The sequence below is a fragment of the Streptomyces sp. NPDC088254 genome, assembly GCF_044740925.1.
In the GTDB taxonomy this organism is placed as follows: domain Bacteria; phylum Actinomycetota; class Actinomycetes; order Streptomycetales; family Streptomycetaceae; genus Streptomyces.
In genome coordinates this window covers 184587-198790 of the sequence record NZ_JBIURQ010000006.1, presented here as the reverse complement: position 1 = coordinate 198790, position 14204 = coordinate 184587, and the positions used below count along the sequence as shown (strand labels likewise).

Annotated in this window: 17 protein-coding genes; 16 read left to right on the top strand and 1 reads right to left on the bottom strand. The window is 66.1% G+C overall.

Annotation, left to right across the window (positions count from 1 at the left end):
• Positions 1-28 precede the first annotated feature (28 nt).
• The 14 genes from ACIOC0_RS19185 to istB all read left to right on the top strand — a co-directional run bounded on the left by ACIOC0_RS19185 (position 29) and on the right by istB (position 12006).
• Positions 29-3202, top strand: coding sequence for a hypothetical protein (locus tag ACIOC0_RS19185; protein WP_402156216.1), 3174 nt, complete (start codon positions 29-31; stop codon positions 3200-3202).
• A 179-nt stretch (positions 3203-3381) separates the two neighbouring features.
• Positions 3382-3699 carry a hypothetical protein gene (locus tag ACIOC0_RS19180; protein WP_402156214.1) on the top strand — a complete coding sequence of 106 codons (318 nt, stop codon included), beginning with the start codon at positions 3382-3384 and terminating at the stop codon, positions 3697-3699.
• Entirely contained in the window at positions 3699-4028 is a 330-nt protein-coding gene (locus tag ACIOC0_RS19175; RefSeq protein WP_402156213.1) for a VRR-NUC domain-containing protein, read from the top strand. The genes ACIOC0_RS19180 and ACIOC0_RS19175 overlap by 1 nt, the downstream gene beginning before the upstream one ends.
• Before the next feature lie 7 nt (positions 4029-4035).
• Positions 4036-4413 carry a hypothetical protein gene (locus tag ACIOC0_RS19170; protein WP_402156211.1) on the top strand — a complete coding sequence of 126 codons (378 nt, stop codon included), beginning with the start codon at positions 4036-4038 and terminating at the stop codon, positions 4411-4413.
• Between the two features lie 187 nt (positions 4414-4600).
• Positions 4601-4816, top strand: a complete 216-nt coding sequence (locus ACIOC0_RS19165; protein WP_402156210.1) for a hypothetical protein — start codon at positions 4601-4603, stop codon at positions 4814-4816.
• Positions 4817-5013: 197 nt separating this feature from the next.
• Positions 5014-5178 (top strand): hypothetical protein, encoded by a 165-nt coding sequence (locus tag ACIOC0_RS19160; RefSeq protein WP_402156209.1) that lies wholly within the window; start codon positions 5014-5016, stop codon positions 5176-5178.
• A 21-nt stretch (positions 5179-5199) separates the two neighbouring features.
• Positions 5200-7068, top strand: coding sequence for an SNF2-related protein (locus tag ACIOC0_RS19155; protein WP_402156207.1), 1869 nt, complete (start codon positions 5200-5202; stop codon positions 7066-7068).
• 570 nt (positions 7069-7638) lie between these two features.
• On the top strand, positions 7639-8172 hold the full coding sequence (locus ACIOC0_RS19150) for a hypothetical protein (protein WP_402156206.1): 534 nt from the start codon (positions 7639-7641) through the stop codon (positions 8170-8172).
• 21 nt (positions 8173-8193) lie between these two features.
• Complete coding sequence (locus ACIOC0_RS19145) at positions 8194-8322, top strand: hypothetical protein (protein ID WP_402156204.1); 129 nt, start codon at positions 8194-8196, stop codon at positions 8320-8322.
• A 25-nt stretch (positions 8323-8347) separates the two neighbouring features.
• A complete protein-coding gene (locus tag ACIOC0_RS19140) occupies positions 8348-8815 on the top strand; it encodes a macro domain-containing protein (RefSeq protein ID WP_402156203.1) in 468 nt (155 codons plus the stop codon).
• A gap of 24 nt (positions 8816-8839) precedes the next feature.
• A complete protein-coding gene (locus ACIOC0_RS19135) occupies positions 8840-9487 on the top strand; it encodes a hypothetical protein (protein ID WP_402156202.1) in 648 nt (215 codons plus the stop codon).
• 58 nt (positions 9488-9545) lie between these two features.
• Complete coding sequence (locus ACIOC0_RS19130; protein WP_402156200.1) at positions 9546-9680, top strand: hypothetical protein; 135 nt, start codon at positions 9546-9548, stop codon at positions 9678-9680.
• A gap of 179 nt (positions 9681-9859) precedes the next feature.
• Positions 9860-11200 carry a Mu transposase domain-containing protein gene (locus tag ACIOC0_RS19125; protein WP_402156199.1) on the top strand — a complete coding sequence of 447 codons (1341 nt, stop codon included), beginning with the start codon at positions 9860-9862 and terminating at the stop codon, positions 11198-11200.
• A complete protein-coding gene (gene istB, locus ACIOC0_RS19120) occupies positions 11197-12006 on the top strand; it encodes an IS21-like element helper ATPase IstB (protein ID WP_026244149.1) in 810 nt (269 codons plus the stop codon). Before ACIOC0_RS19125 ends, istB begins: the two co-directional genes overlap by 4 nt.
• Before the next feature lie 550 nt (positions 12007-12556).
• On the opposite strand, the gene ACIOC0_RS19115 is transcribed toward istB, so the two are convergent.
• The gene (locus ACIOC0_RS19115) at positions 12557-13036 is read right to left on the bottom strand and encodes a diadenosine tetraphosphate hydrolase (RefSeq protein WP_402156198.1); all 480 of its coding nucleotides are present in this window, start codon (positions 13034-13036) and stop codon (positions 12557-12559) included.
• A 263-nt stretch (positions 13037-13299) separates the two neighbouring features.
• On the opposite strand from ACIOC0_RS19115, the gene ACIOC0_RS19110 reads away from it, so the two are divergent.
• Both ACIOC0_RS19110 and ACIOC0_RS19105 read left to right on the top strand, forming a co-directional pair.
• Complete coding sequence (locus tag ACIOC0_RS19110; protein ID WP_402156197.1) at positions 13300-13539, top strand: hypothetical protein; 240 nt, start codon at positions 13300-13302, stop codon at positions 13537-13539.
• A gap of 323 nt (positions 13540-13862) precedes the next feature.
• A complete protein-coding gene (locus ACIOC0_RS19105; protein ID WP_402156196.1) occupies positions 13863-14195 on the top strand; it encodes a hypothetical protein in 333 nt (110 codons plus the stop codon).
• The last annotated feature ends 9 nt before the right edge of the window (positions 14196-14204 follow it).

Here is a 14204-nt window from a genome sequence, read left to right as displayed (position 1 = left end):
GTCGGACCGACGAAAAGAGATCCCCATCATGACCACACGGCGAACACCCGTCACGGCCTCGAAGGCGCGCTTCACCTTCTACGACATCGAGTCGTTGTCGGACGTCTTCACTCTGTGCACCTACACCCCGCGGCCCGACAGAGCCGTCGACGACCTGGAGATCTTCTTCCTCGCCGACGACCAGCAGCTCTCCGACGCCGTGGACCCGCAGGCGCTCTATGAAGCCGTGGTGCGCTCCAACCCGGGCCTGCCCGCGGTGAGCGTCCAGCTGTGGAACCTGAGAGGCGAGCTGGGCAACCTCCGCCTCGCCGAGCTGATGGGCCTCTCGAACGCCGACCAGGTCAACGACCGCAGCGAGGTCTCGTCCTATCCGGCGAGCCTGCGCCCGGTCTGCGACACGGATCCCGAGTACGACCCGCTGAAGCACCCGTTCCTGGCCGGGTACAACTCGCTGCACTACGACACGACCATGCTCGCGCTGTACCTGATGGAGACCTTCCCGGCTCCGCACTCCGGCCGTCTTGTCCAGCCGACCACCGCGCGCGAGATGCGCGAGCACAACGACAAACTGTTCAACGAGCACATCGAGTACATGCCCGGCTACCTCGGCTGGGACGGCCCGGCCGCCAAGATCCGCCGCGCCATGATGCACTCGGGCCGGCACCTGGACGTCGCCCGTCTCAACGAACTGCAGACCAAGGTGAGCCTCAAGCGCCTGCTCGGGATGCTCGGCCGCCAGATCAAGGAGTCCGAAAAGCTCAGCCACGACACCTCGATCGCCGCGATCGAGGACCTCTACGAGCTGCTGGCCTACAACGTCTCCGACTGCCTGGGTCTGGCCCAGCTCTTCCAGCACCCGGCCTACGCCAGCAACTTCGACCTCAAGGCAGGCCTGCTGGCGCAGTACTCCGAGACCGTCTACGCCAAGAACGGCTCGGTGCGCCGGGACCGCCTGACCATCGACTCGTCCTCGGCGAAGTTCGTCGGCCGCATCCTCGCGCCGTACACCTCGCTGAACGACATCGAGGCCGTGTCGTTCCTCTATCCGGCCAAGGAGGTGGCCAAGGAGCAGGGCATCTCCCAGGTCAACGTGCTCGACGAGTGCGTGCGCTTCTTCGAGGAGAACGTAGCCCCCGACCCTGCCAAGGACCCAGCCGCGACGCCGGCACAGGCGAAGGCGCACCGCCAGTTCATGCAGGTCGTCAACTATTACCGCTCGATCGAGGGGCAGAACTTCAACGACTCCGAGGAGTACCGCGACCTGTTCGACCTCCCGGCCAAATCCTTGCGCGAAATACCGAAGACGCCGAACAACATGCCCTACTTCCATCGTGACGCCTCCCCGTCGTCGTGCTTCGCCACGTTCAGCACAGGCGGCATCCACGGCGCGGAAGCGGACATGACAGTCTTCTACGCCGACTCCTTCGAGTACCGAGAACAGGCAGCCATGATCGGCCTCGCCAAGCTCTTCTACCCGGACGCGAAGGACTTCGTCGCCGAGGCCAAGCGCCAGCACAACCTGCTCGCGCTGCCCGACGGTACGGCCGTCGACAAGCGGCTCGTGCTGCTGGGATCGGACCCGAAAAAGGTGAAGTACCGCAAGCCGAAGAAGGACGACCCGGACCAGGCCGAGCAGCTCGCGCGTGCGCAGGCCCAACTGCCGGATCCGGCCCAGCTACTGGACACTCAGCGCCCGGACACCGAGGCGCTGCACGTGCGCCTGGCCGACGGGACCGTGCTCGACGGCAAGGTGGTACTGGCCGTCACCTCGGCGGTCAATGCCGTCTATCGCGATGAGCCGGCGAGGAAGGCGCCCGCGCTGTTCACCGCCAAGGCCGACAAGTCCACCAAGCTGCACCCGAAGTTCGCACGGACCTCGGCCGGCCTCGTCATCCACGAGGACTTCACGAGCTACTACCCGAACCTGCTGCGCAACATGAGGGCGTTCTACAACCCCGAGCTGGGCGAGGACCGCTACACGACGATCTTCTTCGAGAAGGAGCGCCTGGGCTTCGAGATGAAGAAGCCGGGGATCTCCGCCGAGGAGAAGGCTCGGCTCACGACCTTGCGCAACGGCACGAAGCTGATCCTCAACTCGGCCTCTGGAGCTGCTGACGCCGCGCACCGGACCCCGATCAGGATGAACAACCGCACCATCTCGATGCGGATCATCGGCCAGCTGTTCAGCTGGCGGATCGGGCAGGCCCAGACGCTGGCCGGCGCGCGGATCATCTCGACGAATACCGACGGCCTCTACTCCGTCGTCGGCGGCGAGAACGGCTTCGACGAGGCCACCAACAACCGGGTGCTTGCCGAGCAGCAGGCCGCCATCGGCATCGACATCGAACCGGAGCTGATGTTCCTCATCAGCAAGGACTCGAACAACCGGCTCGAGCTGGAGTCGCCCGGCGAGGACCGGAGCGTCGCCGACAGCCCGATCATCACCGCCTCCGGCGGGACGCTGGCCTGCCACGCGGGTCCTACCCCGACGAAGTCGCTGGCCCACCCGGCCGTGATCGACTTCGCCCTGGCCCGCTACCTGCAGACCGTTGCCAACAGGGGAGAGGAGGCTCTCGCCGAGCCGTTCGATCCCGTGCTGGGCCGGAAGATGATCGAGGAGGCGATCGACCCGGCCGATCCCGTACGGACGCTGCTGCTGTTCCAGAACGTCCTCGCCGCCTCGCGTGGATCAATCACCTACCCGTTCGCCGCCGACCCGGTCAGCGCCGGGCCCGACCGTGACGACAACGAGGACGCCGATGCGCAGCTGGTGAACCCGCGGGCCCTGCAGATGGTCAACCGGGTCTTCATCGTCCACGACGGCACGGATGGTGCCGTGAGCCTGCACAACGCCGGCGCATGGAAGGTGAACCCGGCCAGCCAGGCCAAGCGGCGCGAGTCCGGCAGCGCCGGGGTGCGACGTGACCCGATCGCGCTGGAGATCCTGCGCCACCACGGGTGGGCGAAGAACCGCAGCGAGGCCAGCACCTCCGACGGCCTCACGCTGCTGCCCGATGACCAGGACGTCGTGATCCGCCGGATCAACGGCATCGACCCGCACTGGTCGGTGATCGTCGTCAACGACGACCTTCGCGCGTTGCCGGCCGCCCGAGTCGAGCAGCTCATCGGGGCGCTCGATCTCAACATCTACACCCGGATGCTCGACGAGACGTTCACCAAGAACTGGAGAAACGGCGCCTGATCAGCTCCCCCGCTCCGCCATCGGACCGCAGGGTGCCGGGGCGTGCCGACACGAGGCTGCTCGGTGCCCGATTCGAATTTCAGATGAAGGCGAGTCTGGCTCGCCATGGCAAGAGAATCGAGAGACGTCATGTTCCAAACCACACTTCCCGTCCGCACCGTTGAGGGGGGCGACGAGTTGTGAGTGCCGCGACCGACACCTCCACCCAGGACGACGACGCCCAGGTCCAGCAGGAGAAGAACACGACCCGCGAGGGCATCCTGGTCCGCCGGGGCCAGATCTGGGAGGACCTCGACACCCGGCAGAGCAAGCGCCGCGTCGTCATCGAGTCCGTTGCGGACGGGGAGGCCCAAGTCCGAGATCACTACGGCACGAAGCACTCCACCCTCAGCGTCTCCCGAATGCACAGGCATTCCACGGGCCTCCGGCTCGTAGAGCCCGGTGAGCTGAAGTACGGTGCGCCGACGGCCTCTTCGGACGAGACGGCACGGCGCTGATGCCTCGCACGCGCGAGAGCACCATCGAGGACTACCTCCTCAGCCAGTGCCGGGCGCACGGCTTCCTGTGCCTGAAATTCGTCTCGCCGGCACGCGGGGGAGTGCCCGACCGGGTCGTCGTCGCCCCCGGCGGCACCGTGTTCGTCGAGGTCAAGCGCCCCGGCGGCCAGCTGCGGAAGCTGCAACAGCTCACGCACGCCAAGCTGCGCCGCCACGGAGCCGAGGTTCATGTCGTCGATGACAAGCCGAGCGTCGACGCGTTCATCGCGAACCTCCTCCAGACCTCATCCGACCAACAGAGAGCAGCACCATGCCCCACAGATACATAGGTGCGTCGTGAGCGAGCCTCGCTACGCGTGCCGCCGGTGCGGCACGTGGAACTGCTCCGCCTGCGACGGACAGCGGGCGAACACGGACGTCCGGTACGTCAACTACCCCTGCAACCGCTGCCGGGGCCTGACCGGGACCCTCATCCCGACCATGCACACGGCCAAGATGTGGGGCACGCACAACGACGGCCCGCTGCCGATGGCGTACCCCTACGGCGAGCGCCCTCCGGCCGGGGAGTGGGGCCCTGGGTTCGGCAGCCGGGATGTTCCGCAGTCGCACTACCGGGGCGTGCCCGTCCCGGCGGACATTCAGTTGAACCTGGAGTCGTTCCGGCGAGGCGTGGACGCGGCGCTGGAGCGTTACGGCATCGGGGGCGCGTCGTGAGGTACGGCGGAAAGATCCAGGAGTCCGTTCAGAAACTGGCGCTGCTCCAGGCTGGTCGCCGTCTGCGGAACCGACTGGACGCACAGAGCCTCCGCCTGCTGGATGAACTGCTGGCCGACGGAGACCCCGGGGTGCTGAGCACCCACCGGGGCTGTCTGGGCGAGCCAGGGCCGACATGCGCCGGCTCATGGCCGAGCACCATGCTGAAGTTCCATCGTCGGACTCCGCTCAGGAACCCAGACGGGCCCAAGAGATCACGGTGGCCCAGGCGTTCATCCGGCACAGCACAGCCTTCACCGCCTGGTTCGACGCTCAAGAAGGCAGCCTTCCCGCGGATACGCCGCTGAAGGTGACCTTCGACGAGTCCGGTCAGCCGCTATTCGAGGTCATATTGCGCGGCTGAAGCCGAGACGGAGGCCGAATCCACGCCCCAGGCGCGGGATTTCAGATACGAGGTCTGCCGACGGCCCTTCACCCTGGCGGCTGCTCTGGGCTCACAGAGGTGGGTCCATCGCGATCACGCCTCCTCCACCCCTCCGGCCAGCGACGGCCCCGACATCACTCCTGAGACCCCGCAGAAGGCGAAGCACGACCGACCCGGTGGCAGTGCTGCAACGCGTGCGAAAAGCCCTCGGACCCAACCCGCGCGTCACGCAGCTCGAAGCGAGGGTCGCCGAGTTGGAGACCGAACTCGCGCAGCAAAAACAGAGAGCCGACGAGGCCCATGCCCGACTCGACCTCATTCAAGAGGCATTCCATGCCTGACCACTCACTCGAAGAGAAGGGATGACCAGCGACATGACTACGGCTACTGCTCCGTCCCCGATCTCGCTGATGCCACATCAGCAGCAGATCCACGACTTCCTCGTTGACCACCCCTTCGCCGGCGCGTGGCTCGGCGTCGGGGCCGGCAAGACGCTCACGACCCTCAGCGTCCTGCAGACGGTCCGCCCGATGGGTCACATCCTCGTCATAGCGCCCGTGGCGATCGCCCGCTCCACCTGGATCGACGAGATCGAGAAGTGGGGCTTCCCCATCCGGACGAAGTCGCTCATCGTCGACGAGAACGACAGGAAGCTCCCCAAGGCCAAGCGCCTGAAGCGCTTCCAGGAGGTCGCCACCGATCCGCCGACGATGTACTTCATCAACCAGGAGCTGCTGACTCAGCCGTCCCAGGAGACGAAGCTGATCACGCCGGTGCCAGGCGCAGTGCCTGCCCCGACCATCTCACCGGAGGCGACGGCGATCCTGGGTCTGCTCCAGGCACGGGGGCCACTGGGCCGAGACGAGCTGATCGACGAGTACCGTGCTCTGGGCACCGGCAACGCCAACAACCGGGTCCCCGCCAAGGCCAAGATCCGCGCCTGGATTCAGGAGTTGCTCAAATCGGCCCTGGCGACGTGGGAAGCCTATGGCTGCCGAACCTGTTCCGGTGACGGCTGCCCCGAATGCCGGTTCGGTCTGATCGACCAGTTGCCCATCCAGAACATCAACGGGCGAAGGACCATCATCTGGCCGTTCCAGACGGTCATCATCGATGAGTCCCAGGGTTTCAAGTCGCACGACTCGCAGCGCTTCCAGGCCCTGGCGACGGTGCGTCCGGCCATGACCCGGCTCATCGAGCTGACGGGAACACCGAGCCCGAACGGATTGCACGACTTGTGGAGCCAGGTCTACCTGCTCGACCAGGGCCAGACGTTGGGGCAGAACATCACCGCGTTCCGCAACCGGTGGTTCACGCCGAAAATGGTGCCCGGCATGACGACGCCGGCGAAGTGGATCCCCACGGCAAACGCCGAGGCCGAGATCCATCAGGCCATCTCGCATCTGGTGATGAGTGCACAGAATACGAGCCTGCAGCTCCCGGCGCTCAGCATCCAGGACGTCAACGTCACGCTCCCGCCGGACCTGCTCCAGGCCTACAAGGACTTCAAGCGCGACCTGGTACTGGACATCGTGCAGACCTACACCGACGACGACGGGAAGCTCACGCAGAGCGTCGAGTCGATCGTCGCCGAGAACCAGGGGGTGCTCACCAGCAAGCTCATGCAGTTCGCCTCGGGAACGCTCTACACCGCGGACCCCGACGACCCGACCACGAAGGGCCGGTACGAGGTCATCCACGACAAGAAGATCGAGATGACCGAGTACCTGGTGCGGAACAACGGCGGCGAGCCCGTGCTCATCGCCTATCACTTCAAGTCCGACAAGCAGCAGCTGCTCACGCGGCTCCGGCAGGCCGGCATCGACGCGCAGGCCTTCGACGGCTCACGCGACATGGTCCGCCGGTGGAATGCCAAGCAGATCCCGGTGATGCTGCTCCACCCCGCCGCCGCGGGGCACGGCCTGAACCTGCAGCACGGCGGCTCGACGATGATCTGGTACACGCTGCCGTTCTCACTCGAGCACTACCTGCAGACCAACGGCCGGCTCTTCCGCACGGGCCAGACGAAGCCGGTGACCATCCACCGGCTCATCGCCAAGGGCACGCAGGACGAGCGGATGCCCTCGGTGCTCGCTGGCAAGCAGCAGGTCCAGGACGACCTCATCGAGGCCGTCTCCGGGGACTTCAACGCCGAGCAGGCGCTTCTCGCCGCCCTGGAGGAAGAGATCCGCGAGGACCTCAACGACCTATGGGCTTCCGAGCGGGTCTAACCCACACCCATCCGACGACGGCCCGGTTGTGATCCCACAGCCGGGCCGTCGCTGCGGCGACCGCTCACCGAACACGCATGATCGAGAAGAGGACTCCTTCATGAAGAAGATCCTCGGGGGTCTGGGTCGGCATAGCCGACCCGGGTGCGGGATCGACACCGGAACAGGCCGGGTGTTCGTACATCGGCCTGTTCCCCGTTGATACGTCGGCGTCTCGGCAGCGGCATTTCCGAGTCCCGGTGATGCACCGAGCAAGACGCGTTGCAGCCACCGGCCAGACGCGAGGGCGACGCTGATCGCCGATGCCCCGGGCAAGACACCGATGAGGCCCCTCAGTGCACCAGCTGGGACACGCATTGGCCGCCAACCAGACACCAAGGAGGCTCGCTGATGCAGGCCTACAGCAGCACCACCCGCCAGACCTACCCCTCGTGGGAAGACCGGCTGGCGACAAGACGAGCGGCTCCGCCGTCCCGCAGGGCTATGCCGACTACATCGCGCGTCTGAGCCACCACCTCGCCGGCTGACCCAGGCACACCCTCCTGACCGGCCTCTGAAAGGACCGCAATCATGCCCTTCGAGATCTATCGCCCTGACCTGGGCCAGCCGCGGCGCAAGCAGCGACCAGCGAAGCTCACCGTGCTCCACAGCGAGAACGGACGCTCGCAGATCACCCTGTCCGCGGGCACGCGGGACTGGCTCTGTCCCACGCCCGGCGACGCCGGTGCTCGCTGGCCGGGCAACATGCCAACGATGAAGCTCATCGTCCTTGTGGACCGGGACGCCCGCAAGCTCATGCTGCAGCGTTGCGCCGACAACGAGACCGGCGAGCACGTCTACGAAGTCCGTGGACTCAACTCCAACGGAACCGCATACATCACCGGATGGAAGTTCGACGAAGGGCTCGACATCGAAGCCGGCCACTACTTCTGTGAGCTGGTCCCTGACATGGCCGACGGCAGCGGCGGCACCGCACGCGCCGTCACCATCTCGATGGACGCCGGCGTGCCACCGAAGAAGAGGGGGACCTCCGCCCAGCGCACTCATGTGCAGCAGCATGCTGCCGGTTCTCGCGCTGAGCCGACGACGGAGATCGACCAGTAGCGCATCGACGAGATCCGCGCTGTGCTCGACGAGGATGTCGACGAGATCGCCGCACTCCGTGCGCACCTCAAGACGCACTTGCTGCACATCGTCACCCAATGGCGGCACGAGGAAGGCGTCGCGTTCATTGCCGCGCCCAAGAAGGCGTGAATCCGCCACAGGAAAGGCCAGGACCATGATCACGGAGAAGCACGGCGACCTGCTCGACGACGACGCCGACGCGCTCGTCAACACAGTCAACTGCGTCGGCGTCATGGGCAACGGCATCGCCCTGGCTTTCAAGCGCCGCTGGCCGGCGATGTACGCCAGCTACCAGGAGCACTGCCGACGCGGTCTCTTCCGACCGGGGAGCGTGCGCTCCTGGCAGGCAGGACCGGCAGGCCAGCAAAACACCGCACCGCTGATCGTCAACGTCGCCACCAAGGACCACTGGCGTGACCCCTCACGGATCGAGTGGATCGACCAAGCGCTCCAGTCGCTCGTCCAGCTCGTGCGCGACGAGCGGCTCCGCTCGATCGCCGTCCCGCCGCTCGGCTGCGGCAACGGCGGTCTCGACTGGAACGACGTGCGCCCGCGCATCCATCGCGTCCTCGGAACGACGCTCTCGAACGTCGACGTCCGGCTGTACACGCCCGAACCCTGACACCGACAAAGGAGAGCACCGCCCATGCGCCCTCATCCTCCGAAGAAGTACGCCGACGCCCCTCGCACCGAGGTCACGTCCGAATGGCTGGCCTGGGACGCAGAGCGACAGCGCGCCGCCGTCGATGACGGCTGGGAGATCGCCGCTTCCATGGGCTCCGAGCCGTCGATGTACTTCCCCGAGTACGACGGCAAGCAGATCCCCGACGAGGGGGCTTGGATCATCGTGGTCGAAGAGCCGTGCACCGAGCTCATGTCGCGCTTCCGGATCCCGCCCCTGAGCATGTGGCAAGCCCGCCCCCACGAGCTGAACTCGGGGGCGATCAGGATGAACGGCGCGAGCATCGCGCCGAAGCAGGCTGTCATCGCCACACCTGGAGGCGACCTGCACCTCTGGCCCCACGAGTACGTTGTGGCCGAGCGGCCCATGGAGCTCGCGTCGGATCCCGACGCGACCCTCAACTCGCTCGGAGGCCAGCCGGTGCTCGACGAAGAGGAGCTGTTCTACCTCATGAGCCGGGGCATCCCGCGCCACGAGGCCGTGATGCTTCTGTTCGACAAGGTGACGTCCCTCGACTTCGTCTACGTGACGTTTCCCAAGGAGGTCACTGACGTCCTCGCCGGCGCAGGGCAGAGCCTGCGCCGGCACATGGCACTGAACCCCCGCGCCTAACTCCACCATCACGCGCAGTATCCAACCCCCATCACGCCCTGCAAGGAGCGACTGACGCATGGCCCGCACGCAGAGGATCACGCAGTACCAGGTCGACGAATGGAAAATGACACTGGAAATGTTTCTGGAGCAAGGCGACTTCAGGCAGGACGGCCGACCGCTGAGCCCCGCCGGCATCGCGGAGCGCAAGTGATGGCGCTTCTTGAATCTCCCCACTTGCTACTCACGGGTGGGGCAAACCTGCTCTGTTGATCTCCCCACCCATCGTGTGATCTTGCCCGGTGTGTCGTCGTATCTGACGGTTAGTTCGGAAAGCCTGCGTGCGCAAGTTCGGCCTGTCCGGGGGCCTGGATGCTCACGCGGGAGGAAGACGTGGATGCTCATGCACTGCGTCGGCAGGGATGGACGATCTCGGCGATCGCCCGGCATCTGGGCCGGGACCGCAAGACGATCCGGGCCTATCTGAACGGTGAACGGACCGCCGGCCAGCGGCGTCAGCCGCCTGATGCGTTCGTGCCGTTCCTTCCGTACTGCCGCCAGCGCCTTGCTGACGACCCGCACCTGTGGGCGTCCACGCTGTTCGACGAGGTGGTGGGGCTCGGCTATCAGGGTGCGTACTCGACGTTCACCCGCGCCCTTCGCCGCTATCGCGTCCGGCCGCACTGCGAGCCCTGTCATGCCTCGACCGGCCGCAACGTCGCGGTGATCGCGCATCCGCCGGGTGAGGAGATCCAGTTCGACTGGCTGGAGCTGCCCGATCCGCCCGACGGGTGGGGGTCGGGTGAGCACGCGCATCTGCTGGTCGGGGCCCTCGCGCACTCGGGCCGATGGAGGGCGGTGCTGGCGGAATCGGAGGACTTCCCCCACCTGGTCCAGGCCCTGGACGATGTCGTGCGCAAGCTGGGCGGAACCGCCCGCCGGTGGCGCTTCGACCGGATGGCCACCGTCTGCTACCCCTCAAGCGGCCAGGTCACTGCAGCGTTCGCCGCCGTCGCCAAGTACTACGGGGTCGGGGTGGACATCTGCCCACCTCGCCGCGGCAACCGCAAGGGAGTGGTTGAGAAGGCCAACCACTCGGCCGCGCAACGCTGGTGGCGCACGGTTCCCGACGGGCTCACGGTCGTGCAGGCCCAGTCCGGGGTCGACAAGCTCTCGGTCCGGATGGACGACCGGCGCCGGCGGATCGACGGAGCGGTCACCACCGTCGGCGAGCTCGCCGCGGCCGAGCCCTTGCTCGACATCCCGGTGCGGCCGTTCCCGGCCGAGCTGGAGGTCGAGCGGACCGTCAGCCCGCAGAGCCTGGTCGCCTTCGACGGCAACTTCTACTCCGTCCCGCCCGGCTTGCCCGGCGTCACGGTCAAGGTCCTGCACCGGCTCGGCGAGGACGACCTGCGGATCGTTACCGCCGGCCGGGCCGTCGTCGCCTGTCACCGCCGGGCCCCGCGAGGTGCCGGGCAGACCGTCCGGGACGACGGACATGTCATCGCGCTGGAGCGGGCGGTGCTGTCCTCGTTCTCCGACCGGGCTCCCTGCAAGAGCAAGATCCGCAAACCGCCGTCAGCCGCAGCCCTGGCTGAAGCCGAGCGGCTGCGCGAAGGGCCGACCGCCGGCAGTTCCGCCGAACGGGTCGTGATCGACCTGACCCACTATGCCGCCGTGGCCGACCGGCTGCGGAGTGTCCCCTCACCGAAGCAGGAGGAGAGTCCGGAGTGAGTACGTCACCGATGCAGGTGAGCGAAGCCCGCCGATTCCAGCAGCTCAGAGGCCACCTGTCCTACCTCAAACTCAACGACGCAGCTGAGGCATTGAACCGGGTCCTGGACCAGGCCCGCACCGAGCGGATGTCACTGACCGCAGCCCTGGAACGGCTCCTGGAGATCGAGGTCGAAGCCACCGAAGCCCGCAAGCTCGCCGCCCGGGAACGGTTCGCCTGCCTGCCCGAGCCCTGGACCCTGGCCGACTTCGACTTCGCCGCCCAACCCGGCGTCGACGAGAAGCTGATCCGCGACCTGGCCACCCTCCGCTTCCTCGACGACGCCTCCAACGTACTGTTCGTCGGCCCTCCCGGAGTGGGCAAGACCATGCTGTCCGTCGCCCTCGGACGAGCGGCCGTCGACGCCGGCCACCGCGTCTACTTCACAACCGCCGCCGAACTCGCAGCCAAGTGCCACAAGGCTGCCCTCGAAGGCCGCTGGAAGACCTGCATGCGCTTCTTCGCAGGTCCAAAGCTTTTGATCATCGACGAGCTCGGCTACCTGCCGTTGCCCGAGGACGGCGCCTCGGCCCTGTTCCAGGTGATCAACCAGAGGTATCTCAAGTCCAGCACGATCCTCACGACCAACGTCGGGATCGCCGACTGGGCCGGAGCCTTCGGCGACGCCACCGTCGCCGCCGCCATGCTCGACCGGCTCCTGCACCGAGCTGCCGTCGCAGGCATCGACGGACCCTCCTACCGGCTTCGCGGCCACCAGAACCAGGCCGACGCCATGCGCAAGGGAGTCAACGCACGTGTCTCCTGACCCCACCCACAACGACGAACAGCTCACCCCCAGACCGATCAACTGCCCAGTCTGTGCAGGCGAGTTCATGCCGAGCCCGAGACAGATCTACTGCTCTCCCCGCTGCAAGAGCGCCGCCCACCGACGCGCTCCCGCCAGCCTGGCCGCACACACGTGCCCGGTCTGCGACGGCATCTTCACCGCCAACCCCCGACTCCGCCAGATCTACTGCTCGCCCGAATGCCGTCGCGAGTCAGAAAGGCAACGCAACCGGACCCGCGACGAAGAACGAGCACGCCGTCTCGGCGAACATCCCCGAGCCCTTCCGCCCGCTCCGCAGCCGACAGCCCCCGGGACCATCGACCCTCTGGCACCGACGGCAGTCCGGAACTGTCCTCACTGCGACCAGCCCGTCACGATCGTCGCCCTGCTCGCCACCCAGGAAGCCGCCCGCCCCACGATCACCAACCGCGTCACCGACATCGTCCCGCTCAGACGCCTCCAGTGAGCTTCGGCTGACCGTCACCGATCTGCGGGCCCGCCGACCTGACGGTCGGCGGGCCCGCAACACTCACGTTACCGAGCGCAGTTGGTCCAGTTCGCTGCTGATCGCATCCCGCAGCGCGTCGTGCTGCGGACCGAGCCTGAACTGGTCGTCACTCCACCGTTCACGCGGATAGAGCCACACTGGCTTGCCCACCACATCGGCCGGCTCCCAATCGAACCGCGGCCAGACATGCGCATGCAAAAACGGGTCCGTATTCCCCAGGATCTCCAGATTGACCCGGCGGAAAGCCGGGTCCAGCCGCCGACAGGCACGCTCGACCGCTTCGCCGAGCTGGTCCATGTCAGACAGGAACGACAGCCGCTTCGCCCTCGGCAGGTCCGACAGCCGCTGCACATCCGGCTCGTCCACAAGCAGAACCGAGTAGCCAGGCAGGAACTGAACGTCCCCGATCACCGCGAACCCCGACGTCAGCCGCTGCAGGACGGTCGGGTTCTCGCCCCTCAGCGCAGTCCCGATCCGGTCCATCCGCCAGTCACCAGTCATGGCCAAAACCTACATTCTGGCGATCAAGGACCGCTCTTCGATCCCCATCCTCCCCACTCAGTTCAAAGACCAAGCAAGTGGGGTGAGGAGCGGCCCCGGCCGTTTTCAAAGATCCCCATCACAAGCAGGAGATCGCGATGCTCCGCGGGCTGAACACCCTCCGCGTGGGCCAGCTCGTCGACCTGGACACCGTTCAGCCCATCTACGAAGACACCAAGGAGGGTTGACCACAACCCCGGGAGCCGATGAGGCAGGGCGGGCCGTTGGCTCGCCATCTCCAGCCCGAGAAGAAGTACGCGGTCGCCATCCAGACGATCTGCGACTGCTCGCAGGGTGACTGGCTCGACATATTCGCCGCAGTCCTCGACGACCACAGGACGCCCGAGTCCCGCATTGACCAGGTACGCATGTGGGCCTTCGGCGACGTCTGGACCGTCAGCAATGATGAGGTCTGGATTACGAACCAGAACACTGGCGACGGCATAGAGCTTTACGTCTACTGATATTAGCCCTGGAGGGCGCGAAATGCATTGGGCCTACATTCGGTGGACCCCGGAAGCAGAAGGCGTCCACGAGGTCACGGTAACCGCAGATCACGCACACAAGCGGTGCGCGGAAAAATCCGAGGACACAGACGTTGTCGTTGACTGCGACGTGAAACTTCCTGAGGAGCTGCGGCACACCGTTTGGGGAGAAAGCAAGGATTCCGTTATGGCCGCGGCGTGCCGCATTGCTCTGGATATCGTTCCTTACGGAGGCCGCTACTCCACCCACTACATAGGTGAGGTCATCTAGTTCCTTACTCGATTGAAAAGAGGAAACAGAAATGCCGATTATTGCTGTAGAGGTTCAGACCCTCAAGAACATGCAGCAGAACCTTGGCACTCACCTGAAGCGTGCAGGTATCCCGGGGTATTCCTGGAAGGAGCAGCGCGCTGGTTTCGAGGTCTGGCATGCGGAGCATCGCGAAGGCGAGACGTGGATCATCTGTCACACGTTCGACCCGGATGATGATCGGGATGCACAGCGTAAGGGGCTGGAGTCCTGCGCTGCCGTCCTTCAGGAGCGTTACTGGGTGAAACTCGATATGCCCGGTATGTACACCAACGTGAACCGGCCGACTCTGCGTGTTCTGTACGGCTTGTCGTGGCTCAAGTAGAGCAGCCCT

Coding starts and splice junctions, on each gene's coding strand:
- ACIOC0_RS19155 (WP_402156207.1), top strand. CDS start 5,200: ATGACCAGCGACATGACTACGGCTACTGCTCCGTCCCCGATCTCGCTG.
- ACIOC0_RS19175 (WP_402156213.1), top strand. CDS start 3,699: ATGCCTCGCACGCGCGAGAGCACCATCGAGGACTACCTCCTCAGCCAG.
- ACIOC0_RS19115 (WP_402156198.1), bottom strand. CDS start 13,036: ATGACTGGTGACTGGCGGATGGACCGGATCGGGACTGCGCTGAGGGGC.
- ACIOC0_RS19105 (WP_402156196.1), top strand. CDS start 13,863: ATGCCGATTATTGCTGTAGAGGTTCAGACCCTCAAGAACATGCAGCAG.
- ACIOC0_RS19130 (WP_402156200.1), top strand. CDS start 9,546: ATGGCCCGCACGCAGAGGATCACGCAGTACCAGGTCGACGAATGGAAA.
- ACIOC0_RS19135 (WP_402156202.1), top strand. CDS start 8,840: ATGCGCCCTCATCCTCCGAAGAAGTACGCCGACGCCCCTCGCACCGAG.
- ACIOC0_RS19185 (WP_402156216.1), top strand. CDS start 29: ATGACCACACGGCGAACACCCGTCACGGCCTCGAAGGCGCGCTTCACC.
- ACIOC0_RS19150 (WP_402156206.1), top strand. CDS start 7,639: ATGCCCTTCGAGATCTATCGCCCTGACCTGGGCCAGCCGCGGCGCAAG.
- ACIOC0_RS19165 (WP_402156210.1), top strand. CDS start 4,601: ATGGCCGAGCACCATGCTGAAGTTCCATCGTCGGACTCCGCTCAGGAA.
- ACIOC0_RS19140 (WP_402156203.1), top strand. CDS start 8,348: ATGATCACGGAGAAGCACGGCGACCTGCTCGACGACGACGCCGACGCG.